Source organism: Lysinibacillus sp. JK80 (assembly GCF_027557635.1).
Classification (GTDB): domain Bacteria; phylum Bacillota; class Bacilli; order Bacillales_A; family Planococcaceae; genus Lysinibacillus; species Lysinibacillus capsici.
Genome location: NZ_CP058997.1, coordinates 230,227 through 256,695, shown reverse-complemented (window position 1 = coordinate 256,695; position 26,469 = coordinate 230,227). Strand labels below are relative to the sequence as shown.

At 38.2% G+C, this 26,469-nt stretch carries 25 protein-coding genes, 3 pseudogenes and 1 riboswitch; of the genes and pseudogenes, 3 read left to right on the top strand and 25 right to left on the bottom strand.

Annotation, left to right across the window (positions count from 1 at the left end):
• Positions 1 to 131: 131 nt before the first annotated feature.
• The 13 genes from accC to HXV90_RS01280 all read right to left on the bottom strand — a co-directional run bounded on the left by accC (position 132) and on the right by HXV90_RS01280 (position 8,833).
• Positions 132 to 1,499 carry an acetyl-CoA carboxylase biotin carboxylase subunit gene (gene accC / locus HXV90_RS01340; protein ID WP_004231135.1) on the bottom strand — a complete coding sequence of 456 codons (1,368 nt, stop codon included), beginning with the start codon at positions 1,497 to 1,499 and terminating at the stop codon, positions 132 to 134.
• A gap of 14 nt (positions 1,500 to 1,513) precedes the next feature.
• The gene (accB, locus tag HXV90_RS01335) at positions 1,514 to 2,020 is read right to left on the bottom strand and encodes an acetyl-CoA carboxylase biotin carboxyl carrier protein (protein WP_004231133.1); all 507 of its coding nucleotides are present in this window, start codon (positions 2,018 to 2,020) and stop codon (positions 1,514 to 1,516) included.
• A gap of 200 nt (positions 2,021 to 2,220) precedes the next feature.
• On the bottom strand, positions 2,221 to 2,775 hold the full coding sequence (locus tag HXV90_RS01330; RefSeq protein WP_004231131.1) for a SpoIIIAH-like family protein: 555 nt from the start codon (positions 2,773 to 2,775) through the stop codon (positions 2,221 to 2,223).
• Positions 2,776 to 3,195 (bottom strand): hypothetical protein, encoded by a 420-nt coding sequence (locus HXV90_RS01325; protein WP_066036340.1) that lies wholly within the window; start codon positions 3,193 to 3,195, stop codon positions 2,776 to 2,778. It abuts the gene before it with no gap.
• 62 nt (positions 3,196 to 3,257) lie between these two features.
• Positions 3,258 to 3,401: a hypothetical protein gene (locus HXV90_RS01320; protein ID WP_004231124.1), complete on the bottom strand. Its 144-nt coding sequence runs from the start codon at positions 3,399 to 3,401 to the stop codon at positions 3,258 to 3,260.
• 1 nt (position 3,402) lies between these two features.
• Entirely contained in the window at positions 3,403 to 4,314 is a 912-nt protein-coding gene (locus HXV90_RS01315) for a stage III sporulation protein AE (protein WP_004231121.1), read from the bottom strand.
• A 12-nt stretch (positions 4,315 to 4,326) separates the two neighbouring features.
• Complete coding sequence (locus HXV90_RS01310; protein ID WP_016994741.1) at positions 4,327 to 4,704, bottom strand: hypothetical protein; 378 nt, start codon at positions 4,702 to 4,704, stop codon at positions 4,327 to 4,329.
• 5 nt (positions 4,705 to 4,709) lie between these two features.
• The gene (locus HXV90_RS01305; protein ID WP_012295089.1) at positions 4,710 to 4,919 is read right to left on the bottom strand and encodes a hypothetical protein; all 210 of its coding nucleotides are present in this window, start codon (positions 4,917 to 4,919) and stop codon (positions 4,710 to 4,712) included.
• A 90-nt stretch (positions 4,920 to 5,009) separates the two neighbouring features.
• Positions 5,010 to 6,017 carry an NAD(P)H-dependent flavin oxidoreductase gene (locus tag HXV90_RS01300; protein WP_066036341.1) on the bottom strand — a complete coding sequence of 336 codons (1,008 nt, stop codon included), beginning with the start codon at positions 6,015 to 6,017 and terminating at the stop codon, positions 5,010 to 5,012.
• Between the two features lie 194 nt (positions 6,018 to 6,211).
• Positions 6,212 to 6,769, bottom strand: a complete 558-nt coding sequence (gene efp, locus HXV90_RS01295; RefSeq protein ID WP_004231115.1) for an elongation factor P — start codon at positions 6,767 to 6,769, stop codon at positions 6,212 to 6,214.
• A 17-nt stretch (positions 6,770 to 6,786) separates the two neighbouring features.
• On the bottom strand, positions 6,787 to 7,848 hold the full coding sequence (locus HXV90_RS01290; RefSeq protein WP_081010950.1) for a M24 family metallopeptidase: 1,062 nt from the start codon (positions 7,846 to 7,848) through the stop codon (positions 6,787 to 6,789).
• A 2-nt stretch (positions 7,849 to 7,850) separates the two neighbouring features.
• The gene (aroQ, locus tag HXV90_RS01285) at positions 7,851 to 8,285 is read right to left on the bottom strand and encodes a type II 3-dehydroquinate dehydratase (protein ID WP_004231111.1); all 435 of its coding nucleotides are present in this window, start codon (positions 8,283 to 8,285) and stop codon (positions 7,851 to 7,853) included.
• A gap of 122 nt (positions 8,286 to 8,407) precedes the next feature.
• Positions 8,408 to 8,833, bottom strand: a complete 426-nt coding sequence (locus HXV90_RS01280) for a hypothetical protein (RefSeq protein WP_048392286.1) — start codon at positions 8,831 to 8,833, stop codon at positions 8,408 to 8,410.
• Between the two features lie 112 nt (positions 8,834 to 8,945).
• Between HXV90_RS01280 and HXV90_RS01275 the strand changes: the two genes are divergently transcribed.
• Positions 8,946 to 9,917: a DUF1385 domain-containing protein gene (locus HXV90_RS01275; RefSeq protein WP_048392285.1), complete on the top strand. Its 972-nt coding sequence runs from the start codon at positions 8,946 to 8,948 to the stop codon at positions 9,915 to 9,917.
• A gap of 36 nt (positions 9,918 to 9,953) precedes the next feature.
• Here HXV90_RS01275 and HXV90_RS01270 read toward each other — a convergent pair whose 3' ends face one another.
• The 9 genes and pseudogenes from HXV90_RS01270 to HXV90_RS01230 form a co-directional block, all read right to left on the bottom strand.
• Positions 9,954 to 10,688: an ABC transporter permease gene (locus HXV90_RS01270; RefSeq protein WP_112118315.1), complete on the bottom strand. Its 735-nt coding sequence runs from the start codon at positions 10,686 to 10,688 to the stop codon at positions 9,954 to 9,956.
• Positions 10,685 to 11,407, bottom strand: coding sequence for an ABC transporter ATP-binding protein (locus HXV90_RS01265; protein ID WP_048392283.1), 723 nt, complete (start codon positions 11,405 to 11,407; stop codon positions 10,685 to 10,687). Before HXV90_RS01265 ends, HXV90_RS01270 begins: the two co-directional genes overlap by 4 nt.
• Positions 11,400 to 11,867: a DUF3021 domain-containing protein gene (locus tag HXV90_RS01260; protein WP_048392282.1), complete on the bottom strand. Its 468-nt coding sequence runs from the start codon at positions 11,865 to 11,867 to the stop codon at positions 11,400 to 11,402. The genes HXV90_RS01265 and HXV90_RS01260 overlap by 8 nt, the downstream gene beginning before the upstream one ends.
• Positions 11,868 to 11,877: 10 nt before the next feature.
• Positions 11,878 to 12,318, bottom strand: coding sequence for a LytTR family DNA-binding domain-containing protein (locus tag HXV90_RS01255; RefSeq protein ID WP_048392281.1), 441 nt, complete (start codon positions 12,316 to 12,318; stop codon positions 11,878 to 11,880).
• A gap of 445 nt (positions 12,319 to 12,763) precedes the next feature.
• Positions 12,764 to 13,689 (bottom strand): annotated as a pseudogene (locus HXV90_RS01250) (alpha/beta hydrolase fold domain-containing protein).
• Positions 13,690 to 14,820: 1,131 nt separating this feature from the next.
• The gene (locus HXV90_RS01245; RefSeq protein WP_269898193.1) at positions 14,821 to 15,297 is read right to left on the bottom strand and encodes a hypothetical protein; all 477 of its coding nucleotides are present in this window, start codon (positions 15,295 to 15,297) and stop codon (positions 14,821 to 14,823) included.
• Positions 15,294 to 16,100, bottom strand: a complete 807-nt coding sequence (locus tag HXV90_RS01240; RefSeq protein WP_269898192.1) for a Nif3-like dinuclear metal center hexameric protein — start codon at positions 16,098 to 16,100, stop codon at positions 15,294 to 15,296. The genes HXV90_RS01245 and HXV90_RS01240 overlap by 4 nt, the downstream gene beginning before the upstream one ends.
• Before the next feature lie 122 nt (positions 16,101 to 16,222).
• Positions 16,223 to 18,792, bottom strand: a pseudogene (locus HXV90_RS01235) (vitamin B12-dependent ribonucleotide reductase).
• Between the two features lie 200 nt (positions 18,793 to 18,992).
• The gene (locus HXV90_RS01230) at positions 18,993 to 19,772 is read right to left on the bottom strand and encodes a lipoate--protein ligase family protein (RefSeq protein WP_081010955.1); all 780 of its coding nucleotides are present in this window, start codon (positions 19,770 to 19,772) and stop codon (positions 18,993 to 18,995) included.
• 263 nt (positions 19,773 to 20,035) lie between these two features.
• Between HXV90_RS01230 and HXV90_RS01225 the strand changes: the two genes are divergently transcribed.
• Together HXV90_RS01225 and HXV90_RS01220 are read left to right on the top strand one after the other, a co-directional pair.
• On the top strand, positions 20,036 to 20,422 hold the full coding sequence (locus HXV90_RS01225) for a rhodanese-like domain-containing protein (RefSeq protein ID WP_004231073.1): 387 nt from the start codon (positions 20,036 to 20,038) through the stop codon (positions 20,420 to 20,422).
• Between the two features lie 524 nt (positions 20,423 to 20,946).
• Positions 20,947 to 21,023: riboswitch (glycine riboswitch) on the top strand.
• A 152-nt stretch (positions 21,024 to 21,175) separates the two neighbouring features.
• A pseudogene (locus HXV90_RS01220) lies at positions 21,176 to 22,512 on the top strand (amino acid permease).
• Between the two features lie 34 nt (positions 22,513 to 22,546).
• Here HXV90_RS01220 and HXV90_RS01215 read toward each other — a convergent pair.
• From HXV90_RS01215 to HXV90_RS01205, 3 genes are all read right to left on the bottom strand, one after another.
• Positions 22,547 to 23,512: a glutaminase gene (locus tag HXV90_RS01215; protein WP_048392274.1), complete on the bottom strand. Its 966-nt coding sequence runs from the start codon at positions 23,510 to 23,512 to the stop codon at positions 22,547 to 22,549.
• 69 nt (positions 23,513 to 23,581) lie between these two features.
• Positions 23,582 to 24,997, bottom strand: a complete 1,416-nt coding sequence (locus HXV90_RS01210; RefSeq protein ID WP_269898191.1) for a M20 family metallopeptidase — start codon at positions 24,995 to 24,997, stop codon at positions 23,582 to 23,584.
• Positions 24,998 to 25,016: 19 nt separating this feature from the next.
• On the bottom strand, positions 25,017 to 26,237 hold the full coding sequence (locus HXV90_RS01205; protein ID WP_269898190.1) for an MFS transporter: 1,221 nt from the start codon (positions 26,235 to 26,237) through the stop codon (positions 25,017 to 25,019).
• Positions 26,238 to 26,469: the final 232 nt, after the last annotated feature.

The following is a 26,469-nucleotide window of genomic DNA, read 5'->3' as shown; positions in this document are numbered from 1 at the left end:
AGCTTCTATAACGGTCAATCTTTCTTCTATGATTGATCTTCCTACCTGCAAGTAAGTCTTCTATCTAGTTATGCTTAGACATAAAAAACCTCCTAACTAATAATAGCTAGGAGGTTTAAACTTGCGAACGCTTACTTCACTTTTTCTGCTACACCCAATACATCGTTCTCTTCTAGGAACTTCGTATTGAATTGCGCTGATTTGAAGACATCATTGTTCATTAGTGCTTGGTGGAATGGAATGGTTGTATTAATTCCAGGACCAGATACTTCGAATTCACTTAAGGCGCGGTTCATTTTTGCAATCGCTTCTTCACGTGTATCCGCGTGAACAATTAGTTTTGCTACCATTGAATCGTAATATGGTGGGATTGTATAGCCTGCATAGACAGCAGAATCAATACGTACACCATAGCCACCTGGTGTTATATACGTATCAACAGTTCCTGCTGAAGGCATGAAGTTTTTATAGGCATTTTCTGCGTTAATACGGCATTCAATCGCCCAACCATTTAATTTTATATCATCTTGTGTGAATGGAAGCTTCTCACCAGATGCAATTTTTAATTGTTGTTGTACAAGATCTACACCAGAAATCATTTCTGTTACTGGGTGCTCAACCTGAATACGAGTGTTCATTTCCATGAAGTAGAACTTGTCCTCTTGATAGTCATAGATAAACTCGATTGTGCCAGCACCTTCATAGTTACATGCTTGTGCCGCTTTTACTGCAGCTGCACCCATTTCAGCACGACGCTCAGAGGATAGGGCTGGAGATGGAGCTTCCTCTACTAACTTCTGCATACGACGTTGAACCGTACAGTCACGTTCGCCTAAATGCACCACGTTACCGTAGCCATCTGCTAAAACTTGGATTTCACAGTGACGGAAGTACTCGATAAATTTCTCTAAATATACGCCAGGGTTACCGAATGCTGCAGCAGCCTCTTTTTGCGTAATTTCAATACCTTTTACAAGATCTTCTTCTGTACGTGCTACACGGATTCCTTTACCGCCACCACCAGCAGTTGCTTTGATGATGACAGGGTAACCAATTTTAGCAGCCCATTCTTTACCAGTTTCGATATCTGGTACAATACCAGTACCTGGAACAAGTGGAACGCCTGCTGCTTCCATTGTTGTACGTGCAACGTCCTTGATGCCCATAATTTTAATAGAATCAGATGATGGACCGATAAATTTAATGCCAGCGTTTTCACAAGCTTCAGCAAAATCAGCGTTTTCAGATACGAAGCCATATCCTGGGTGGATGCCATCAGCACCTGTCTTTTCAGCTACGCTAAGTAGCGCTGGGAAGCTAAGATAAGAATCTTTTGATAGCTTCGGTCCGATGCAATAAGCTTCGTCTGCTAACTTCACATGTAATGCGTCAGCATCTGCTTCAGAGTACACAGCAACCGATTGAATGCCTAACTCTTTACAAGCACGAATGATACGCACAGCGATTTCGCCGCGGTTTGCAATTAAAACTTTTTTCATTTGTTTTGCACTCCTTACTCAGCTTTTACAAGGAATAATGGTTGGCCGTACTCTACTAAGTCGCCATCTTTAACTAGAATTTCAACGATTTCCCCTTGCACTTCTGCTTCGATTTCGTTGAATAATTTCATTGCTTCTACGATACATACGATTGTTTCGTCCCCTACTTTGTCACCCACTTTTACGTAAGCAGGAGAATCTGGGTTTGGTGCTTGATAGAAAGTACCGACCATTGGAGATACAATTTTATGTAACGATGGGTCGTTAACTGATGGTGCCGCTGCAGCTGGTGCTGGCGCTTCTTCTTTCGCTGGTGCAGGTGTTACTGCTGGAGCTTCTGCTGGTGCAGATTGTTGTACAACAGGGGCTACTACTTCTTTTTTAGGTGCTACAGTTTCTGTAACAACAACATTATTCTTTTTAAGTTTTACTTTTGCGCCATCTACTTCATACACAAACTCGTCAATAGAAGAAGAATCCACTAATTTGATAATTTCACGAATTTCTTGAATTTTGAACATTTCTAACTCTCCTTATGAATTAAAATCTACTACAATAACTATTCTATATTTTTTCGTATCAATTTGAAATAGTTAAATGAAAATTAAGTAAATATGAACAAAATAAAAGGCTTTCCTTTACTAAGCGAAAGCCTTTTCATGAAGCTGATATATAACAACCTTTTAATAATTAACTAAAAATTTATTTTTTTCTTTATTTTTTAATAATTATTTGCACTGAACTTAACTTGCACATCATTTGCGCCTTCCATCTCTGTTTTTACCAAATAAATAATTTCGTTTGCTTGGGCTTTTGACAATTCCTCTGCCATCACTGTCACCGACACTTTTTCTCCCTCAGCACGAACAAACGCATCAGAGTAGCCTAATGATTTTACGAGCATCTCAAGCATAGCTTCAGCTGATTCACGTTTAATAAGGCCATCCATTTCATTATATGCCTCATTTTTTTCTTCGGCAGAATATTCTTCTGAGGCAATCTTTTGTGTTAACTGTTCACGAAGCTGACTTCTCTCATCACTAACCTGCATACGCATTTCTTCAAATAAGTGACTTGGTGAAGATACTTCTTGTGTTATATCATTTGTTGCCTCCTGATCTGTAACACCTGTGACAGCTGTTTGTTGCAGTGTATCATCTGTAAAAATAGTAAGACCATTGAATTGCTTTGCTGGATCTACCAAATAATACACTGAAATGACTGCTACTAAACTTAATAATGTCATAAACCAAACTGTTCTTCTACGTACGCGCATTTACTTTTCCTCCTTATTTTCCATTGGAACAATAATAATTCGATGAATCGGTAATTGCATCACTTGACTGACGACAGCACGAATTTCATTTTTCACAAAGATATCGGAAGCACCCTCTGACACAACGAGCATTCCCGTCACGTTTTTCGCGCCTTGTTCAGTCCCTCGAAAATATTGGCTGAATAGTTTATTGGCATCCTGATCATCTGTCATCTCTCCATAATAAAAGTAGACTTTAACCTTCCCAACACCTTCCATTGCCTTCAGGGTTTGCTCAAGTTTTTCTTCATTCGTGAGCGGTGAACCTTTGTCGCTTGTTGAATTCGTTTGGTACATAGGTAAAATGATGAAAATTCCCACGGAGGCAGCTATCAAAATTAAAACCATCAATGACGTTGTTTTTTTTCGTGTCTTTTCCACATCACTTGTACATTGCCTCCTTTCATCTTCTCTTTTTCAAGTGTATGTACGCTTGTTTCTTCCTATGAATTGATAAATGGAATCTTTAATAGCAATTGCAAAAATACTAACGTAATGACCAACTTTGTCAGTGAAATTATTTCCTTATCATCCGTTAGAAACACAAAAATCTGACAGACAAACAGCAATGCCAATAAAAGAATCAATCTATCTCCCCCCTGCCATGACTTGTACGAACACAATGAGGAAAAAACAAGAAAACATAAATGAAAAAGCAATTAAAAATGATACAGCACATAAAGTAAATAGTGATTTGCTAACTTGATCTAGTAGTCTACAAATATCATCAAAGGCAATCGGTTCTAAAATAGCAGCGAGCATTTTCAAAGAATAGGCACTAACTACAAGCTGCACAGTTGGGATAAAAGACACCGTAATGACGGCGATAAAGGCGCTAATACTTGTAAGAGAAGATGTAAATTGAGTCATATGCTGAAACATCGAAAAACTATCCACAATAAAAGAACCAACAACTGGAATATTTTCTTCAATTAATTTTTTGACGGGCTCTGCTACAGCCGCATTGACACTAAATGCTGCTACACCGCTTGCGGTCATCAGTAAGACATAGCAAATAACTGAGGCCGACACGATGCTCATAATTGTAAAGCGAATCAATTCAGCTATTCGAGTAAAGGATATTTCCTTTACGATGACACTGCATACATCAAAGACAATGGCCAAAAGCACGCCAGGAATAAGCCACTTACTACTGATAATGGTGAGGACTTGTACAAAAAACAGTAAAAAAGGCTGCCAGGAAGCAATCGCTGTAATACTACTGGATAATAAAAAGCTTGATGTAAGAATCGGATAAAATGCCGTAAATAGATGGGCTAGTCCTTGTGCAATTTCATCAATTAATGTAAAGGAGTTGACAACAACAGGACCGATTGTTGCTAAAACGATAAGAAAAAAAAGTATCCTTGTCCCTTTTTCAAACTCTGGTAATAGCATGTTCACAATCAAAATGATGATGACGTAGCTGCAAAGCATGAGCGTCATCTTGAGCAAGAGAAAGAATGGGTCGATTAAAAACGATAATATTTGCTCCTGCAATGGCTTCGCTCCTTAGTTTAGCCTTTTTAAAATGGCCGACACCTCCTGTAGAACAGCCAGAAATTCTTTAAACCAATACAGCAAAATCACAATTTTCACCGCAGCAAAAACGATGTTCCCGAGCACTTTATAATTATGTTCTGCCAAAAGCAATGCCACCCACTGCCCGACATAGAACATACTTGCACTGATTAAAATAGCCTTCGCATAAGGTAAAAACGCAAGTGTTTCTAACAATTGTTTGGCGAAAGGCAATAAAAGCGTCGAGAACAACATGCCAAAAAGCAAAAAAGAAAACATCACACTGATTAGCGCATGGAGTGGCTGTATAACTTCTTTTATCAGCAATAATAAAAGCAGCATGACAACAGCGACGATGACAATTTCCATTCACATTACCCGGATGAGGTAAGCCATTGGAAGAAGGTTAAAATCTCATTAAAGAATAGACGTAAAAATCGAAGTAATTCTGCTGTCATATATAAGTAAGCAATGAAAAAGAGGAAAAATGAAAACTCCTTCTTCCCTGTTTGATCAAAAAAAACATGAAGAAGCGCAACGACTAGTCCCACTCCAGCAACTCTTAATACGTCTTGTAATTCCATTCCTACGCCCCCTCGTGTACAGCAATATATGTCGCTCTTCAAAAAAAAAGACCTCTATACAGATGTATAGAGATCTTCTACGATAAAAAATTATAATAGTTTGCTCACAATGTTTTTCACCGTATCCGTTTGCTGTATGAGGTGACTATTTTCACCCATCCACATGGATAAATATTCCGCATTACCTTGCTCAGCACTTTCCTTACGAATGGTAGTCGTTAGATAATTTTGTAGTGGATAGGGTGCTACTGTCGCATCCTCCATACGTTTCGTGAATTCATTTGCTAAACCTCTTGCTGGTTTACCAGTAAATGCAAGCGTAATCGTCGTTTGTTGTTCTTTTGATGCCAATACAGCATTTTTATAGAGTGGCGAAATTTCGCATTCATCTGCCACTAGTAAAGCCGTCCCAATTTGAACTGCCTGTGCCCCACTTTCAAGTGCCTTTTGAATATCCTCTTTGGTTACAAGGCCTCCCGCAGCTATAATCGGAATCGCAACTTTTCCCACTACTTGTTGTAGTAAGTCATGCAATGGAATTAATTGCAGAGGGTCAGTAAAAGAGCCTCGATGACCGCCTGCCTCTCCCCCTTGTAATACAACCGCATCCATTCCTGCTTGCTCCACCAGTATGGCTTCCTCTAATGTGGTTGCAGTACCAATCGTATAGACGCCATGATCTTTTAATTGTTTAAGAACAGCTGGAGATGGCAACCCAAATGTAAATGAACAAACTGCTACCTTTTCTTCAATCACAGCTTGAACCTGTCCTGCAAAAACTTCCTTTGATGTTACGCTCTGTACAGGGGATAATCCTAATTCATCGTAAAAAGGTTGCAGTGCCATTCTGGCTTGTTGTAAAACCTCGACATCAATTTTGGGTTCTTCTTGCACAAATAAATTGACCGCAAAGGGCTTTGTCGTTAATTTCTTCACTTCTTGAATAAACTGCTTTGTTTGTTCACCATCTAAGTAACCTGCACCAATTGAACCTAATAGGCCTGCCTCAGCACAAGCCGCCACAAATTTAGGTGATGTCACGCCTGCCATTGGTGCTTGTATAATTGGATATCGCATATCAAATGTTGTTTGTAGCATACCTTTCACTCCTTACTCTGATTGTAAACAATTCTACCAGTAATGACCATCTATCTGATGATAGAAACTTGATAGTACCTCAATAAAAATTAAATAGTGCTTCTATCTATTATCACATTAAATGAACGATTTGACAGTATATGTATAAGAAAAAAATAAAAACCTACTCTTTAATGAAAAGAGTAGGCTGATCATTATGCACGCGAAACGTAAGAACCTTCATCCGTGTTAATGATTAAAACGTCACCTTGGTTAACGAAGAATGGTACTTGTACGATTAGACCTGTTTCAAGAGTAGCAGGTTTTGTACCGCCAGAAGCTGTATCACCTTTGATTCCTGGTTCTGTTTCTGTTACTTCTAATTGAACAGTGTTTGGTAATTCAACACCTAACATTTCACCTTGGTAAGATTGAATATGCACTTCCATGTTTTCTTTTAGGAATTTTAATTCATACTCAATAGCAGATGAAGCTAGTTCAGTTTGCTCATATGATTCCAAGTCCATAAATACATGCTCGTCACCTTGTGCATATAAATATTGCATTTTACGATTATCGATTTGTGCCTTTTCAACTTTTTCACCAGCGCGGAATGTTTTTTCATTCACTGAGCCGTTACGTAGATTACGTAATTTAGAACGTACGAACGCAGCACCTTTACCTGGTTTTACGTGTTGGAAATCTAACACGCGGTATAATTGGCCATCAACAATAATTGTTAGACCTGTACGGAAATCGTTTACTGAGATCATTTGTGTTCCTCCAAAGTTTATAAAATAATGAGTTCTTTTGACGAATGTGTTAGTAGTTCATTACCCGTTTCTGTGATTAAAATATCATCCTCGATACGGACACCACCGATTCCAGGTAAGTAAACACCTGGTTCAATCGTCACGGCCATACCTGGCTCTAGCACTGTATCAGAACGCATCGATAAGCCAGGGCCTTCATGTACTTCAAGACCAATACCGTGTCCTAAAGAATGACCAAATGCTTCGCCATATCCTTTTTCTTTTAAGTAGTCACGTGCAATCGCGTCCGCTTGAATACCTGTTAATCCAGGACCCACTTTTTCAAGTGCTAACAGTTGAGAAGCAAGGACTGTATTGTACATATCTACCAATTTTTCAGATGGTTCTCCCACAGCCACAGTACGTGTGATATCCGAAATATAGCCATTATAAAGCGCACCAAAGTCTAATGTAACAAAGTCGCCTTTTTCAATCACTTTATTCGTTGCAACGCCGTGTGGTAATGCTGAACGAAGACCAGACGCAACAATCGTGTCAAACGAAGACTGAGTTGCTCCTTGTTTACGCATGAAAAATTCTAATTCATTCGAAACTTCAAGCTCGGTTTTACCAGGCTTGATGAAGCCTAAAATATGTGTAAATGCGTGATCTGCAATTTCACACGCAGCCTTAATAATATTAATCTCTTGTTCCGTCTTAATCAAGCGAATTTTTTCAATTAGCCCAGAAATCGGCACTAAATCTGCTTGAATCTTCGATTTATACAGTTCATAAGTGCCATAGCTTACAGTATCTTTCTCAAAGCCCAATAATTTGATACCCATATTATTTACTTGAGTAGCAATTTCTTCAATAATTGTGGCTTCATGCTTGACAATACGGAAGTCCTGAATTTGTGCAGCAGCCTGCTCTGTATAACGGAAATCTGTAATAAATACAGCATCATTTTGAGACACAATTGCTACGCCTGCTGTCCCTGTAAAACCTGTCATATAGCGACGGTTGTACCCATTCGTAATTAAAATACCATCGATGCTTTGTTCTTGAAGTGCTTTACGTAGCTTTTGTAATTTCAACATAATCAATTCTCCCTCTCGATAAATGTACGTAGTGCCAGTTCATAGCCTTTCGTACCTAGTCCACAAATTTGACCAAGGCAGGCCGGAGCAAGATAGGAATGATGTCGGAAAGCCTCACGTTTGTGGATATTGGAAATATGTACTTCGATAACTGGCACAGAAATACCTGCTATCGCATCATGCAATGCGATGCTTGTATGGGTATATGCACCAGGATTAAAGATAATACCATCATATTTTTCGTCCTCTGCTTCATGCACCCAATCTACTAGTACCCCTTCATGATTGGATTGACGAAATTCAACTGTAGCACCTAAAGAAGCCGCAAGATTTTGAACATTTTCTCGAACATCATCCAATGTTTCATGTCCATAAATATGTGGCTCTCGTTTACCAAGTCGATTTAAGTTCGGTCCATTCAAACATAATAACTTCACGCTTCTATTCGCCTCTTTCTATGTACTTGCCATTTATTTTATCATACACCGTGCATTCAGCAACTAATTTCAACTAGTGGTGCCATAAATATCCCCTTAAACGAAGGGGATATTTTGTACCTTCAACTTTGTTTTTGTGCTGTATGTTCCTTCTGATGGAAATTGGCGGTTTCAAGCAAGAAACGTAATAAACAAATAACGGTCACCATAAAGGGAATCGACAGTTTTTTAAAAGACGTAAGTTGTAATGGTAAATCTAAAGCAATCCATTCCAATGAGATGGTCACCAAAAGACCTAATAAAAGGGAAGAAAAAACAGCTGGGATGATATATACATAGCGCATAGTCATGTATAAAAATAAGCCGATAATAAATAGTAGAAAAATAAAAAAGGTCCATTGAAATAATTTGGAGCTTTCTTCAAACCAATTCCATTTTTTATAAAACCCTATCGGATGCCATTTAATGAGATGGAAATAATGTAAACCTTTTAAGCACAGCGCTAAAACAAGCGCATTGACAAGTGCTGTAATTGTCGCTACTTTCACCCTATACCTCTCCTTTATGCACACTAATTATTTCCTAAAATGTACGATTAGTGTAGCCATATAGAAAATTTACTATGCGTAACGGTAGAGGTTTTTCACTAAATTTAGTACAATGGTACAGTTGAAATATATAAAGAGAGTGGTGTTAGCCTTGAGCAATTCACCTGTATACGGGGGACAAGCACAATTAGAGGGTGTGATGTTCGGAGGAAAGGAACATACTGTTACAGCCATTCGTCGTAACGATGATTCCATTGATTATTATCATTTCAAAAAAGTACAAAAACCTTTGTTACAAAAGCTTAAAAAAATCCCATTTGTACGAGGCGTTGTCGCGCTAATTGAATCCGCTGGCTTAGGTTCTCGTCACATGCAATTTGCTGGGGATCGCTATGATGTGACACCTGGTGAAGAGGAAGATCATAAAGAAGAAGGCTCTAAACTTCAAATGATACTGGGCGTTGCTGTAGTAGGTATTCTTTCCTTTCTATTTGGAAAATTTGCCTTTACATTAATTCCTGTTTTTATAGCTGATTTTTTCTCAAAATGGATTGAAGGTAAAACGGGACAAATTTTACTGGAAAGCGGTATTAAATTATTGTTACTGCTAGCCTATTTATATTTTATCTCGTTAACCCCCCTCATTAAACGAGTATTTCAGTACCATGGTGCAGAGCACAAGGTGATAAATTGCTATGAAGCTGGATTAGACATTACCGTAAAAAATGTTCAAGCTCAATCACGCCTACACTATCGTTGCGGCAGTAGCTTCATATTATTCACAGTGTTCGTTGGGATGTTTTTATATTTCTTTGTGCCTACAGATCCACTGTGGCTTCGTATTTTAGATCGTATTCTATTAATTCCTGTTGTTCTCGGGATCTCATTTGAAGTCTTACAAGCGACAAATGCCTGCCGTAATATTCCAGTGTTACGCTTCCTTGGCTACCCTGGCTTATGGCTCCAATTACTAACAACTCGTGAACCGAAGGACGATCAAGTAGAAGTAGCGATTGCTTCCTTTAATATGCTACGCCAAGTAGAGCAGCAACCTGAAATCGCTGCGACATTAAATCATGATTAATAAAAAAGGCAGCCCAACGTCGGAGCTGCCTTTTTTTCATGTTGTACTGCCTTGCATTTTCTGCTTAAACATAAAGATGGCGAGAATTGTCATAATTATTGTATAACCAATGACAATAATAAGTGAATAAAACACATTCGCATACTCTGCATGTAAGATAGCCCTAGCTGCATTGACTGCGTGCATGAAAGGTAAAAGTTGCGCAATCTTTTGAAATGTTCCACCAATCATATCTAATTCGAACCATGTTCCACTTAACCAAGTTGTCACATTAACAAAGATGGCAAATATCCCTCCTACCTGCTTATCTGTAAATAATGTCCCAAATAATAATCCACAACTAATATAGAGTGGTGAAATTATTAGAAGTACAAGAATCATAAAGAGGATAGACTTATTAAATGGCAACCCTAAAAACATGGCGGTAGCTAAACAAACAAAAATTTGTAGCAGAGCTATTGGTAGTAAAGGTATCATATACCCTAAAATGTAATCAGCGGCAGACAAAGGAGAAACAAAAATCCTCATTAAAAAAGATGAACTTTTATCTTTTCCTAGTAACATTCCTGAAAACAGTGTGAGAAAAGAAAAACTAAATACAATGACGCCCGGTGTTAGGTTATTCATTTCATATAAAGCAAATGGCATATTTTTTTGCATAACAGAAAATAAGCCCAATAAAAGAATTGGTAAGCCTATACCAAATAATAAAGTGATTGGATCACGGACAATCTCTTTATGATTCCTTGTTGCAAACGCAGCTACCCTCACAATAACGCCTCCTCTGTTTTTTCCAAGAATACCTCTTCTAAAGAATGCTTGCCTGTTTCACTGATCAATTGTTGGATCGTGCCTAGTGCACATATTTGCCCATGATGCATAATTCCTACACGATCAGCTAAAGCCTCTATCTCCTCCAAATAATGGGAGGTCAAAATAATCGTGACATGTCCTTTTAAGTGCTTCAATATGTTCCATACATCATTCCTTGCCCGTATGTCCATCCCTAAAGTCGGTTCATCGAGGAACAATACCTTTGGGTTTGACATTAAAGCCATTGCTACACTTAAACGACGCTGGTAGCCGCCAGATAGTGTCTTAGCCTTGTCATGCTGATGTGGAGTCAGTCCGAATAAGGCCATTTTGTCATATACTTGTTGTTGTGCTTTTTCTTTTTCGTAGCCATAAATCTGACTGAATAATAATAGATTTTCATATACCGTTAAATTAGGCGCAATGGCCGTTTCTTGAGGAGAAATATTAATAACTTGTTTTACAGCCTGTGTATTTTGCACAATGCTTTTTCCATCTATTGTGGCATCCCCCTCTGTAGGTGAAAGGAGCCCACACAACATTTTGATTGTGGTTGTTTTGCCAGCACCATTTTGTCCTAAAAGAGCGAAAAGTTCACCTTGATGGATTTGTAAATTTAATTGATTAACGACTACACGCTCTTTATAAAGCTTTGTTAAATCTCTTATGTTAATCATCCTGCTCTTCACCTCGATTGGTAAGAATCGCATTAATTTTTTCTATGTCACGTTGTGAAAATCTATATTGTAAAACCCATGTCACAATATAAGTTCCAAGAAAGCTGGCTACGAGAGAAAAAATATTAGCCATCGTTTTTGGCATCCATAGTAGCGTTACAATCGGTATCCAAATCATTGCCGTTATGAAAAAGTGGACGAAATATTGCTTCAACATTCCCCAGCTAGCCATTTCAAAAATAAGTGCAGCAAGAGCAAAGGTAATGCCAATAACACCCGTTAATAGAATTTGAGTAATTATTGCACTTATTTCATCTGTAAAGTAAGCACGAAATTCTGGTACCACCCAAACATATTTTCCTTGACCTATGCCCATTGATACAAAGAATTGCACAATTTGTCCCATCACTATACCGATCAAAAATCCACCAATAATACGTGTTAAAATGTCTTTTCGCATATTTATCACCTCAGATTCCTAATTGCTTCTTAATTTTGCTTACATAACGCCTAGAAGCGTATGTTTTCGTGCCATTCTTCAATTCAACTCCGATTGTACCTGTTCTACTAATGTCCATATGCTTGATCATGTAGCGATTGACTATTTCAGCATTTGAAATACGGAGAAACATTTGAGGATTGAGCTTTTCCTCCAGCTCATAAAGACGCAAACGTACCGTATAAACACCGTGAATGCTCTGGACACAAACCTTTTTTTGCTCTGTATAAATACGCACGATCTCCTTACTATCGATCAATTCAACGCCTTTATGGGAGAAAGCTAATAAAGTGCTTTCTGCTGTCGTAGTAATAATTTGCATAAGATGCTCAATGTCATCAGTCATTTTATCTGTGAGAATGATTACTTTGGGTTCTTTATATGTAGGGTCAATCGATATTTCCACCTTCATATGATCACTGTCCTTTCTACGCCTCACTATAAATTTTTCCATACATGTTGTAAATGGATTATCGACAACTGGTCGTTATCAAGGAATAAGTGGTAATCTCAAAGATTCTGGCGAACAATAAAAACACCCTTTAAATAGGCCTATCCAAAGGGGTTAAACGTACAATTTAGCTTACTTAGAATCTTTTTTTACTTACGTAAAAACACCCATCATATTCAGGAGCTTTTAAAATATTGGAGGTAAGCTCTAATGATTGATTAAATTTTCTCAAATCAATTGCAATGATTGATTGTTTTGAGACACCAACTAATTTTGACAAATCCTTCTGCGATTTCTGCAATTCACAAATTTTATTTTTCAAACATCTACAGATAAATAAACCTTGCTAAAAATGTACATAGAAAAAAACGTGTTTTGAATGGAGCAAAACACGTTTTTCTGTGAATTATTTACTTAGGATATTGATAATCTTTTGTTGCGCATCCACTGCCTCAGGGATCGGCATCACAACAAACACATGATTCATCTTAGGATAAACAAAGGTATTGATTGCAACGCCTTGTTCTGTTAGCTTTTCATCAAACTGTATTGCATCTGGATATAAGCTTTCGTGGGACCCAATAAAATGAGTAATCTTGCCAACTCCTTGAAAATCGCCGTAAATTGGACTAATTATTGGATCCTTTAGAGCTTTATCAGCTGCCCATATTTTTGTTATGACTTCCATTCCTTCACTAGCTAACATGGGATCGTTTTCTTCATATTCCTGAATAAGTGGATTTTCTAAACTCATATCAACACATGCCGACAATAAAATAATATCTTGTGGTTGAGGCAGACCGTCTCGCTTCAACAGTTGAATTAGACCAAGTGCTATATTTCCACCTGCTGAATCTCCTATAATGGTTAATTGATTGGAGCTTTCAATAGATGCTAGAATCTCTTTATATAAGCTGAGCATCTTTGGGTACGTATCTTGATAGCTAAAATGAGGGACTTTTGGATAGATAGGCGCAATAACTTTTGCATTTAAGGCTTGTGCCATTTTATCCATGAACAACCAGTGTAAATTTAAAGGTTGATTCGTCCAAGCTCCACCATGAATATAAAGAATCACCATTTGTGATGAAGACTTTTGGTCATTTAAAATAAAAACCTGCATATCCTCGAATGTTTGCTCCTTCAAATCGCTTAAAAGATTGACATCCTCCCCAATCACATAGGGGTGAATATTTTCTGTTCCTCTTTGCTTAATAAATTGTTGAGCATTTTCAATACTAGAAAAGCTCTTTTTATTACTTTGTGAAAACAATAATTTTTCAAATTGCACACTCTCTACAGATCGTTCTCCATTAAAATTTCTATACTCATGTTTTTCTCTCCTTTTATTGTTCATTCTGTTTCCAAACATGTAATGATTAATAAAGTGATGTGCCAAACCACTAAAACTGAGTATCGACGATGGTAAAATGCATCTTTTTAGCGAACTTTATTTTAATTCCACATTTTGAACAATACTCCTTCCAAAATCTATCATCAAATAAAAAGACCTTCCTGTTGTAATCCCTAAATGTAAAGAGCATTGATTGTGCTGTATATAAAAAGCTGCCATTTTGAAACAAAATGACAGCTTTCATGTTGTTGAAAAAAGATGATGTCAACAGCAGAAAAAGTAACTTTGCAAGGTGAGAGGTTGATTTCCGTTCCGCCAGCGTCCTTTCCAGGGGGCGTCCGATGAGCCGCTTCACTCACTTCCGTTCGCTGCAGGGTCTCATCTGTGACGCTAAATCCCCTAGGAGTGACGCTGGCTCCACTCCAATCAACTATTCTGCAAAATGTCTTTACTTTTTTCATAGTAGTGGAGCGATCAAATCGCCCATTATCTATATTCTTAGAGGGTTATTTTCAATGTGGAGATGTGATGTTTGACAACACCACTTCATAAAGAGTAGTGAACACCTTCAATTTACTAAAAAACTTTCGCTAAAAAGGTAACACTTTGGTGGGTTGGAGTGGAAGGCTACTTGACTCCCGTGGGATAGAGAGACAGGCGAGCCACTAAACGGAGCGGTAGCGGAGGAAGCGGCTTGGCGGTCGCCCACAGGAAAGCAAGTAGCTTGCAACGGAAATCCATTTCTACCTTTCAATTGACTGTTTTATTTTTCAACACTTAGAAAGCTGCCGTTTTGAAACAAAATGACAGCTTTCGATTAGGTATCTGTTCCCTCCAACCTACCGCTATATTATTCGAGGTGGATTTGATAATGGCGAGTAACTATACCTATCCCATTAGCCTCTTCCACTCTATGAATGGGGCTAATCAATTTTGTCTTGCTAAATGTAGATAGTTAAGATTAATTATCCTGAAATAATTCATCTACTTCTTTTGATAAAATTTCTACCTCATCTTCTGAATTTGGAAATAGGGCTTGATTTGCCTTTTCATCTATTGCTTTATGTTTTTGCTTGTCTATTATGTGGAGCTCCATCATTCAGAGGTAGCTATACAAAAGCGACACGTATGTATTCCTCGTTCTTTAAGCTTTCAAGGTGATGCAATTCAAGGTCATCCATCGTAATACGAAGGATTTTTAGTTTTTTATCATAATCCCCTGCCCAGAACCTAATTAATTCAGCACCTTGCTCAGGTTGTATATGTTCCTTCAAATAACTTAAAAAATCTTCTAAAAATTGAGGACCCCAATTTCCCTGGATGCCGTATACAAAGGATTTTTCATTATAAAGCCCTAAGTCGTAAGGTGGATTATTCCATTCGAATATATTCAAATTTTCAAAAGCTGATTCATCTGCTGCATGTAAAACTCGTGCATCATCATCCATCAAATGCCACGGCTGTGTTGGTGTACTCTCTGTAATTGGATATAATTTTTTTAATTCTCTTACTGTTATTTCAGCAATTCCTGTACAATCAACTGTTTGTAAAGCACTGTTCGCCACTAGGACAGAATATAACGTCATATGCTTGTCTCCTTAAGCTTTATTCTAATATTCGCTTCATAATGTTCTTCATTTAGTCTGACTACTTCAAGTTCTTTTTTATTGTCATTCAATTTTAATGCTAAACTTTGAATGCCAAAGAATTCTGTGAAGGTATGGCTTCCAATGATAAGATTTATTCCTTTAAATTGAGCATATTGAATTGTATATAAATTACATTCTCCTGTAATGTATACATCACATTTATTTTCAACCGCTTCCTTCAGGCAAGCTGTTGTGCCTCCATTTCCACAGACTAAGCCTACTCGATTCACCATTTTGTCATTGAACTGCCAAAATCTAACGGGTTCTTCAAGTAAAAATTCAAGTTTTGTTACGAAATCTTTAAATTCAATTTCTTTCTCATATTGAGCAATTCTACCGAAGAATAGTCCTTCCCATTCATGGGTTCTTTTAATAATCTCTAAATTCAATTTTTTTATTAAGCTATCATTTGTGCCAAAGTTACAGTCATCAAGTGGTAAGTGATTATAGTAATGGCTTATACCATACGCTGCTAGTTTTTCAGTGCATGCCTCTTTTAATCCATAGATTTCATCCCGTGCATCATGGTGTGTTATCATCATGTCCACTCCATGAATTCTTGCTTCCTCTATCGTTTCAAGCGTTAGGTTAACACAGTATCCTATTTTCTTCACTTCTTTATCTGCATGGTATGTAACCCCAGATTCATTAGCATAGATTTCCTTATTCGTTACATTAAAAAGTTCATTAATTCTTTCAACTATTTGTGAAACATCTATACTTCCATCCCCCCTCAACATCTATTCTCAATTTAACACTTCGTACCCAAATTACTAGGTATTTATTTCCATTTATACAAAAATACCCCTTTAGATTATCTTATCTAAAGGGGTGAAAAGTTACAACTGTTATTAAATCTAATTTATAGACCGCATTTCAACTGTGCGCCACAGTTTGTACATGTATTACAGCCGCCCATTTCTTCGACTGTGCCTTTACGGCATACTGGGCATGTATTCCCAACGTCTGAGCCAATAACAGTTGTTGACTCTAACGCTTGAATCGTATCTACTAATACGACTGGACGTTTTGTATGTTCTTCAACCAATTCCTCTTCAAATGAAAGTTGATCCATATCATTTTCTTCTGCTTTTAGTGTAAGTACTTGTGAATCACGGCTACCGTCAACATAGACCGTACCACCTTTAGCGCCACCTTTATATAGTCGCTCGTACACTTTTTCAACTTGCTGTACTGTATAGCCTTTTGGTGCGTTTACAGTTTTAGAAATAGATGAATCGATCCATTTTTGAATAATACATTGCACATCCGCATGCGCTTCTGGTTTTAGCTCCATTGCTGTAACGAACCATTCTGGAAGCTCTTGCTCATTTACTTCTGGATGACGGTTCAAATATTCTTGGACAATTTCAGCTTTTACTTCAATGAATTTACCTAGACGACCAGAACGATAGTACGTGAAGGAGAAGTATGGCTCAAGACCTGTTGCTACCCCTACCATTGTTCCTGTTGACCCTGTTGGTGCAACCGTTAATAAATGTGAGTTACGGATACCAGTCGCTAAAATTTGCTCTTTGATATGAGCAGGCATTTTTTGCATAAAGCCTGTCTCTGTAAAGGCTTTACGTAAACGAGCTGTTTCTTCGTCTGTAGCACCTACTAAGAATGGGAAGCTACCACGCTCTTTCGCAAGCTCTGTAGACGCCTCATACGCAGTTTCAGCGATTGTTTTAAAGATTTCATCGACTAACGCATTACCTGCTTCTGAACCGTATTCTTTTTCACAGTAAATCAGCAAATCGGCTAAGCCCATAACGCCTAATCCAACACGACGTTCACCAAGAGCTTGTACACGGTTTTCTTCTAAGAAGTAAGGTGTCGCATCAATCACATTATCCTGCATACGAACACCAACACGAACTGTTTCACGTAGTGCTTCGTAATCAACTGATTGATTTTCTTTATTCGCAAACTGTGCTAAATTCACAGCAGCTAAGTTACACACAGAATATGGTGCAAGTGGTTGCTCGCCACATGGGTTCGTCGCTACAACACTTTGACCGTATGCCTTTGCATTTGTCATGTCATTGGCGTTGTCAATGAAGAAAATACCTGGCTCTGCTGAGTATGTTGCACATACATTAATTAAATTCCATAACTCTTTTGCTTTAATTGTACGGTATGTGCGGACTTTATAGCCCATTTTCTCCCATTCACGAACATCACCAACTTCATGCCATTTCGTGTTGTAAACGCTCATTTCTTCCTTTGTATATTCTTCAACAGCTGGGAAACGAAGCTCGAAGTCAGCATCTTTTTCAACTGCTTCCATAAATTCTTTTGTTAATGTCACAGAAATGTTGGCACCTGTTAAAAACTCTGGGTTATGAACAGTGTACGTGCCACCATCACGTAATTTATTTTCAGCCTCACGAATGATCGCTGTATCAAATCCACCTAAGCCTTCAATGTTTTTATAATTCACGATGCCTTGATACATCGCTTCTTCTTGCATAGAAAGTGGCTTGAAGTTTAATTTTTCTTTGGCTAGACGGATAATTGTTTCATCCGTTGTATTTTCGATCAGGTAACGCAGAATACGTGGATTTTGCATTTTGGAAATAATAAACTCCACAATATCTGGATGCCAATCTGCTAGCATAATCATTTGTGCGCCACGACGTGATCCACCTTGCTCCACAAGATGTGTCAATTTAGCAATGTCATCTAACCAGGAAACAGAACCAGATGATTTACCGTTTACACCACGAGCTAATGTGTTGCGTGGACGTAATGTTGAACCATTTGTTCCTACACCGCCACCACGGCTCATAATCTCCATTACTTGCTTACGATGATCACTGATACCTTCACGAGAGTCAGCGACAAATGGCATCACGTAACAGTTAAAGAAAGTTACATCTGTTTCAGAACCAGCTCCATAAATCACTCGTCCAGCTGGAATGAATTTCAAGGATACTAATTGCTCATAAAATTTTTCAAACCATTCTTGACGTTTTTCTGGTGTTTTTCAACAGCGGCAAGGCCCGTTGCATTTCGTTTTGCAATTTGTTCATAAAATATCTCAAGAGGCTTTTCTAACACGTCAATTGAACGCGTAATCACACCCGTTTCTTGCTCTTGCGGATCGTCTAATGCGCTACGATAATCCTCTTCAATCAAAATCTCTGCTGTTTTTGTAGACATATCCAATTTTTGAATTGTCCCTAAACCACGTGCAGGAAATTTCGGATCAGCTTTTACCGTTAATACAACAAAGTCGCCGGCTTTCAATGTTTTCTTTTCTGTGTCTTTAAACGAATAGCGATCGATCATGACAAGTCTTGATACACCTTTGTGTGTAATATGCATATCAGATGTTACGGGGTGTACCTGCGGGAATTGTTCAATATCTTTGTTTAACTGTTCAAATTGATTGTTTACTTCGGGTTGATGATTTGTGAGTACCATCGTTTAGCCTCCCTTGTTTTCTTCATTACAAAATAAATACACAATATCTTGTGTCGTTAAACACTACATATTGTGTATATGTCTTTAAAAAAGATACTATATATAGTTTTTTAATTCAACTCTTGCTTTTTTTAATAGATTCAGAACTACTTGTTATGACTAGGATTGAACGTTAAAAAATATTTTTTTCATACCATTTTTTACTTTTTAAAGTTCCACTCATCTGAAGCATATTTTTTTTCTTCTAAAGCTTGGACATATTCTAATTGCTCCTCAGAAAGTGTAAATGGTTTTAATTCAATTTGCAACGATTTTGCAAAGCCATCTCTAAAAGCTGTCACACATTGTTCAACTGTCACTGGCTCTTTTACAAGACTGTTGATGGCAACAGCCTTTTCTGGTAGCTTTCTACGCATACGATTCTTCGCTTCTTCACTGGAGAAATTAAATACGGATAATAATTTCTCTTGATCCAAATCTAATAAAATGGCACCATGCTGTAAAATGACACCCTTTTGACGTGTTTGAGCACTTCCAGCTATTTTTTTCCCTTCTACGACAAGTTCATACCAACTTGGTGCATCAAAGCAAACAGCACTTTTTGGACTCTTCAGGTCCGCTCTTTTCTCCTCTGTATCAGGTACACTAAAATAGGCATCCATACCTAGGTTATGGAAACCTTGCAAAATTCCCTCACTTAACACACGATATGCCTCTGTCACAGATTCTGGCATATTCGGATAGCTTTCCGTCACAATGACACTATAAGTTAGCTCATGTTCATGTAGGACAGCTCGTCCACCAGTTGGTCGACGTACAAAACCTAAGCCTTGTTCACGCACAGCATCTAAATTAATATCTCTCTTAGCTTGTTGAAAATAACCAATGGATAATGTCGCAGGCTCCCACTCGTAGAAACGAATTACTGGTGGAATTAACCCCTCACTATGCCAATCAAGTAAGGCTTCATCTAGTGCCATATTAAAAGAAGGACTACATTTCCCTGAATTTAAAAAATACCAAGTTGTCATATGCTCATCTCCTACAAATATAAAATGATCCATCAGGCCCCACCTGTGGGTCAACTTTAACGAATATTATACTACAGTTCAAATTGCGAACGATTGCTTGTGTAACGAAAAAAGCGAATTCGCTACAACCTAGTTAATTTTATCAAACTCATTGGACTATCGCTAGCGCATCTTTTATAATAATAGAGAAGATAGAAAGGGGTAAGAAAATCTTGGACATACTTATCACAATCGGTGTCGTTTTAGTAGTCACAATTGCATATATCGGAATTAATGCACTACGACTCAAAAAAGCCGTAACCAACCTAACACAAGAGCAATTCATAGAAGGCTATCGTAAAGCCCAGCTGATCGATGTTCGTGAGCAAAAAGAATTTGATGCTGGTCACATTCTTGGTGCACGAAATGTGCCTTCGACAACACTACGTCAACGTTATAAAGAAATCCGCCCAGATTTACCAGTATATCTATACTGTCAAAATACAGGCCGTAGCTCACGTGCTGCACTATTTCTTAAAAAACGTGGGTACAACCAAATTTACCAACTTCAAGGTGGTTTCAAAACTTGGACAGGTAAAATAAAAGCAAAAAAATATTAATGCTCTGATCAAAAAAAGCCGTCTCAAAGTACTATGAGACGGCTTCTTTTTTAAAAAATTCAGAGTTTCTACTATATTATATCTATTTCAAATGATGCTGTACGAGCTTCATGTCATTAAAATAAAAAAGTAAAGCAACAAAACGCATTATAGTCCCCTTATTTGATACAAAATCTACTTTGAACGAGTTCGCTACTTGAGTCGGATCCTCATAAAAATGAGCGCTTTGATGTCTTTTTGGAGCGGTTTTCACTTATGTTTGAGCACTTCGAAAGCTACGTTGAGCAATCTTCCAATAAACCACCTCATATTTAAAAACTCCTTCACGAAACACTTTGTATGACCAAAAATACTATTTTTCGTTAGAGATATGCCAGTTACGAACCCTATTCTTCTATTTTTCTGAAAATAGTTAAAATTTATTGTTGAATAATTTTAGAAGCACTGTTAGGATGTATAATATCTTACAATAATAATTGATTATCAAGTTAATAAGCTATGAATGCTATGGATCAAACTATAGCAGGAGCAATTCTGGAGAGAGCGCACATTGCGTCGCCGAAGGGTTCACTATCTCAGGCAAAAGGACAGAGGAGTAATACAGCTTTTATAAGCGATGCTACACTATTTCATGTAGACATCTGCGAATAAATGGTATTTGTTATTCTGACGTTTTTCCGAGACTAGTGTCACAACTAGTCTCTTTTTATTTTTCCAGTCATAGTTTTTTATGCATCTTTGAGGGGGATTAACGTGGAACAGCAACAATTAAAACGAGATTTAAAAAATCGCCATGTACAGCTTATTGCCATTGGTGGAACAATTGGGACTGGTTTATTTTTAGGCTCTGGAAAAGCTATTGCCTTAGCAGGGCCTTCGATCATCCTAGCCTACTTAATTGTAGGGACAGCGCTATTTTTTGTGATGCGTGCCTTAGGTGAATTGTTACTATCCAATGCAGGCTACACTTCATTTACGGATTTTGCATCCGAATACATAGGGCCTTGGGCAGGTTATATCACAGGTTGGACATACTGGTTCTGTTGGATTATGACGGCGATGGCAGACATTATTGCGGTGGGGGTTTATACACAATATTGGTTTGATATCCCACAATGGGTGCCAGCCATTGGTTGCCTTGTATTGTTATTACTACTAAATCTATTAACTGTTAAGCTTTTTGGTGAGCTAGAATTTTGGTTCGCTATTATTAAAGTTATTACAATTGTAGCACTTATTATTATTGGTCTTATTATGCTAGTAACTGGCTTCCAAACTAGCTCAGGAGCAGTATCAGTTGAAAATCTATGGGCACATGGAGGCATGTTCCCAAATGGTATATACGGCTTTTTAATGGCCTTCCAAATGGTTGTCTTTGCATTTGTTGGTGTGGAATTAGTGGGGGTTTCAGCAGCTGAAACAGCAGATCCTCAAAAAATATTCCTTCTGCCATTAATAAAATTCCATTTCGCATTTTACTTTTCTATGTAGGGGCATTATTTGTCATTTTATGTATTAACCCATGGTATGAGATGTCTGCTACAAGCAGCCCCTTTGTCCAAGTGTTTACATTAGCAGGTATACCGATTGCTGCTGGTATTATAAATTTTGTTGTGCTTACTTCAGCGGCTTCAGCAGGTAACAGTGGGTTATTCTCCACAAGTCGGATGCTCTATAATCTTGGTAACAATAAACAGGCATCTCCAGCATTCGCCAAACTCAACAAAAATAGTGTACCAAGTAATGCACTCGTTATTTCTACTATTGTTGTATCAGCTGGTGCTCTGTTAAGTAAGTTGATGCCAGAGAACGCCTTTAGTGTTGTGACGACGATTAGTGCAATTTGTTTTATATGGGTGTGGAGCATTATCATCATTTCGCACATTATCTACAAACGAAAAAAACGCGCTTTACATGAAGCTTCAATCTTCAAAGCACCATTGACACCTTTTATCAACTACGTTGTGCTTGCGTTTTTCGCCTTTTTATTAATAGTGATGTTTATTTCTGAGGCTACGCGTACAGCACTGCTGTTAACACCCATTTGGTTTATCGTTTTATTTATTATTTATAAAATGAAAAAAAGATGACTTCAGACTAAGCGCTGAAATCATCTTCCACTTATTAAAAAATAGTCATATCCCATTCTGTTGCTAGCTGTTTCAGCAACTGTACACCTGCCACACTGTTTCCTATTGGATCAATCGCTGGGCCGTAAATTCCGATACCACAGCCAGTAGGAAACGGCGAGTGTAGGCCTGCATGTCCTGGAACAGCCGCAAGAATCGCACCTGATACACCACTTTTGGCAGGGAGACCAATAAATGCCGCAAACTTCCCTGAGGCATTGTACATACCACACGTTACCATCAAAGCCTTCGCTAATTTTGCCACTTGTTTTGGGAATAGCTGTTTCTTTAACAGTGGGTGATAGCCATCATTCGCAATAACTAGGCCAATCATGGCTAAATCTGATACATTGACTTCAATTGCACATTGCTTCAAATAAACCTCAAGTGCCGCCTCTACTGGACAATCTAAAAACCCTGAATCCATTAAGTAATAGGCCAATGCTCGATTTCGATTAGCCGTTTGCCACTCTGACTGGAATACTTCTTCATTGATACTCAATTGCTTGCCTATGATTTGTTCTAAAAATTGTAGAATCTTTGTGACCTTCTCTTGTGGAGAATGACCAGCCAACATGGAGGATACCGTAATAGCCCCAGCATTAATCATCGGGTTAAAGGGTTTACCTGGCTGATGACTTTCTAAGCGAATAATTGAGTTAAAGGTATCTCCTGTTGGTTCAACATCTACTCTTTCTAAAACATAGGGTAAGCCTCGATCCATACAGGCTAAAATAAAGGTAATAACCTTGGAAACGCTTTGCAGGGTAAATAGTTCTTCGGTATCTCCCGCTTTGATTTCGTGGCCTTCAGTCCCAACAATCGCCACAGCTAATTGATTAGGATCTTTTTTGGCTAAAGCAGGGATATAATTAGCACATTGCCCTTCTTTAGTAGCTGCACGATACTGTGATACCCACTGTGCTAGAAGATGATGCTGATGATTGGGTTGTGTTGACATGTCGCGTTCTCCTTTCAAAATGAGGCAAAAACAGAGCCTTCATAGTTCTCCTATGAAGACTCTATCCTGTTAGCGCTTAGGTGGCTGTGTTCCCTCCGGAATTAAAGATTGATATGTTTCACCATCTAGACGTTCTTGCCATTCCTTTTTCGCTTTTTCAATGTATAGAGGATTATCCAGCAACGCTAAGGCTGTACAAGCCATAATTTTAGCAGCCTGTAGCATTCCTTTATGCGCTATTGGGGTCACTCCCTGAGACACTACCTGCCATGTATGTAATGGTGTCCCTAATGCCATGCATACAGTTGTACACTGTACGGTTGGTACGTTCCAGCTAACATCTCCAACATCTGTAGAGCCACCCATAATAAATTCAGGTAGCATGCCTGGAACATGATCAGCAATCACTTTTCCTTGTAATAGCTTGGCATCTTCTTTACGCAAGCCTACTAATGAAGCTGCTTGTACTTCTGGTGTAAACGTATTGAAAATAGCCTGCGCATACTGTTCATCCTCTATTGTATAGTCTGGCATACCAATTTCAAGTATTTGTTGATACATCACATCATAAAGTGTTTTATTTGTTATAAGATTCGAAGCAGCACCTTCAAACTCAATGTCCACTGACGTCCCTGTCATCATTGTGGCACCCTTTGCAATGTTCTCAACGCGTTGATAAATTTCCTGTACTTGCTGCTTTTTAGGTGCCCTAACTAGATACGTTACCTCTGCATATGGTTGAACTACATTTGGCGAGGTTCCGCCAGAATTAGTAATGGCATAATGCACACGCGCTTCTGGAATGATGTGTTCTCGTAAGTAGTTTACCCCAACATTCATAAGCTCAACAGCATCTAAAGCACTTCGTCCAAGATGTGGTGCAGCTGCGGCATGAGCACTTTTGCCCGTAAACTTAAACGTTGCGGCATAGTTTGCTAGAGAACTACACGTCATCACAGTCGAAAACGTACCTGGATGCCAAGAGATCGCTATATCAACATCATCAAAAAAGCCAGCCTTTGCCATATAAGCTTTACCAGATCCATTCTCCTCTGCAGGGCAACCGTAAAAACGGATTGTTGCTGACTGATGATTTTGCTCTAAATAATCCTTTACAGCAACAGCAGCTGCGAATGCGCCAGTACCTAATAAGTTATGACCACAGCCATGTCCGCTTCCACCATCCACAAGAGGCTCATGTTGTGTCGCCCCACCTTTTTGACTCAAGCCTGGAAGCGCATCATATTCACCTAAAAAGGCAATTACAGGCTTGCCAGAACCATAAGTTCCAACAAGCGCTGTGTCAAGACCCGCAACACCGACTTGTGTTTGAAAACCCTCTTTTTCTAGTGCCTGTTTCATATATTCCATCGATTTCTTTTCTTGAAAATGAAGCTCGGGTACAGCCCAAATCGCATCGCTTAATGCTACTGTAGCTTGCTGTTTTGCTTCAATTAACATTGAAATTTTCTCATGATAACTCATATTTGTCCCTCCAATTTCATTATGCTTTTAACAATGTTCCTTTTTGGTCGTTTAGTGTGACAAGCGACACAATACAGATAAGCGCAAAGCCAATTAACATCCAAAAGGCTGCATCAAAGGAGCCATTAAAGGCATCCACCATAAATCCAATTGCCATCGGTGTAACAAACCCTGCTAATTGTCCCCCTGTATTGGCAATTCCCATTGCAGAACCTGTAATAGAAGAAGGTAATTTCTTGAGTACAATAACAGGTAGTAATGTAATGACAAACGCAATAAATATCGAAACGACTGTTTGGTAACCAATAAATAACGTCACTGTTTTGGCAGTAAACATTAAATACAATAAAAGACCAATGACTGCGCAGGAGATGGAGCCTAACACTTTCTCCATACCTTTTGGTAGCTTATCAATGATATAGCCACTACCATATACACCAATTATCGTTGTAATGGCAGGAATTGTTTGCGCCCAACCAATGGACATTAAATCCAAGCCTCGATTTTTTTGAAGATATGTTGGAATCCAAGAAACTAATCCCCAGTTCACTGCATAAATACAAAAATAAGCAATGATTAAATTCCACATTAGGGGTGTTTTCAATAACTCTTTAAAATTCACTTTGCTCGTAGTATTTTCTGTTCCAGCAGTAGCTGCCTTATCTTGCGGGAGTTGAATGTATTTCCAATATAAAAAGGCAATTATTGCCCCAATTGCCCCAATGATGATAAACATCATGCGCCAGCCAATCGTTCCTAATAAATAAGCAGCTAGCAAAGGGACGATGAGTGAAACAATGCCTCCAGAAGTAAGCATGATGGACATCGCTCTACCTCTTTCCTCTTTTGGGAAAATCGTAGCAATAATTTTAGAGCTTGATGGCTGAAAACCACCCTCACCAATGCCAAATAAAAAACGAATCACAATCATCGCTGTTAAAGACCAAGCAATAGCTGTTAGGCCAGTAAAAATAGACCACGTGATAACAGCCATCAATAAAACTCGTTTTGCGCCAAACTTATCGGCAAGCCAGCCACCCGGTATTTGCATAATGGCATAGCCTAAAAAGAAAGCGCTTAAAATAATACCCGTTGAAGATGCATCCAGGTGCAAATCCCCTGTAATCGAAACTACTGCATAGTTCATAATATAGCGATCTAAATTCCCTAAAGACCAGCCTAAAAATAAAAGTGCAAGGATGACATTTCTAGATTTCTTCGTTATTTCATTTGTTGTCATTCATATCCCTCCCATATATAGAAATCCTCTCTTTATTGCCACGACTATTCTTGAATATGCTTGCCCCCTTGTCCGTAAATCCCCTTTTATATACCGACATTTTCGTTATATATTCGTATAATAATCAAAGTTCAATAAAAAGACAATATTTTTTTGAAAATTTTTAATAGATAATCGTCTTCGTAAATCCATATTATTTACCTAAATAACCGCTAAATTCATTAATTTATCA

Coding starts and splice junctions, on each gene's coding strand:
- HXV90_RS01275 (WP_048392285.1), top strand. CDS start 8,946: ATGGTACAGTTGAAATATATAAAGAGAGTGGTGTTAGCCTTGAGCAAT.
- accC (WP_004231135.1), bottom strand. CDS start 1,499: ATGAAAAAAGTTTTAATTGCAAACCGCGGCGAAATCGCTGTGCGTATC.
- HXV90_RS01330 (WP_004231131.1), bottom strand. CDS start 2,775: ATGCGCGTACGTAGAAGAACAGTTTGGTTTATGACATTATTAAGTTTA.
- HXV90_RS01205 (WP_269898190.1), bottom strand. CDS start 26,237: ATGACAACAAATGAAATAACGAAGAAATCTAGAAATGTCATCCTTGCA.
- HXV90_RS01265 (WP_048392283.1), bottom strand. CDS start 11,407: ATGATTAACATAAGAGATTTAACAAAGCTTTATAAAGAGCGTGTAGTC.
- efp (WP_004231115.1), bottom strand. CDS start 6,769: ATGATCTCAGTAAACGATTTCCGTACAGGTCTAACAATTATTGTTGAT.
- HXV90_RS01300 (WP_066036341.1), bottom strand. CDS start 6,017: ATGCTACAAACAACATTTGATATGCGATATCCAATTATACAAGCACCA.
- HXV90_RS01230 (WP_081010955.1), bottom strand. CDS start 19,772: ATGGCACTAGATGAAGCCTTACTTGATTGGCATAGTGAGGGGTTAATT.
- HXV90_RS01305 (WP_012295089.1), bottom strand. CDS start 4,919: ATGGAATTACAAGACGTATTAAGAGTTGCTGGAGTGGGACTAGTCGTT.
- HXV90_RS01210 (WP_269898191.1), bottom strand. CDS start 24,997: ATGAGTTATCATGAGAAAATTTCAATGTTAATTGAAGCAAAACAGCAA.
- HXV90_RS01240 (WP_269898192.1), bottom strand. CDS start 16,100: ATGTTGAGGGGGGATGGAAGTATAGATGTTTCACAAATAGTTGAAAGA.
- HXV90_RS01215 (WP_048392274.1), bottom strand. CDS start 23,512: ATGTCAACACAACCCAATCATCAGCATCATCTTCTAGCACAGTGGGTA.
- HXV90_RS01290 (WP_081010950.1), bottom strand. CDS start 7,848: ATGTTGAAATTACAAAAGCTACGTAAAGCACTTCAAGAACAAAGCATC.
- HXV90_RS01310 (WP_016994741.1), bottom strand. CDS start 4,704: ATGGAAATTGTCATCGTCGCTGTTGTCATGCTGCTTTTATTATTGCTG.
- HXV90_RS01245 (WP_269898193.1), bottom strand. CDS start 15,297: ATGACGTTATATTCTGTCCTAGTGGCGAACAGTGCTTTACAAACAGTT.
- HXV90_RS01255 (WP_048392281.1), bottom strand. CDS start 12,318: ATGAAGGTGGAAATATCGATTGACCCTACATATAAAGAACCCAAAGTA.
- accB (WP_004231133.1), bottom strand. CDS start 2,020: ATGTTCAAAATTCAAGAAATTCGTGAAATTATCAAATTAGTGGATTCT.
- HXV90_RS01260 (WP_048392282.1), bottom strand. CDS start 11,867: ATGCGAAAAGACATTTTAACACGTATTATTGGTGGATTTTTGATCGGT.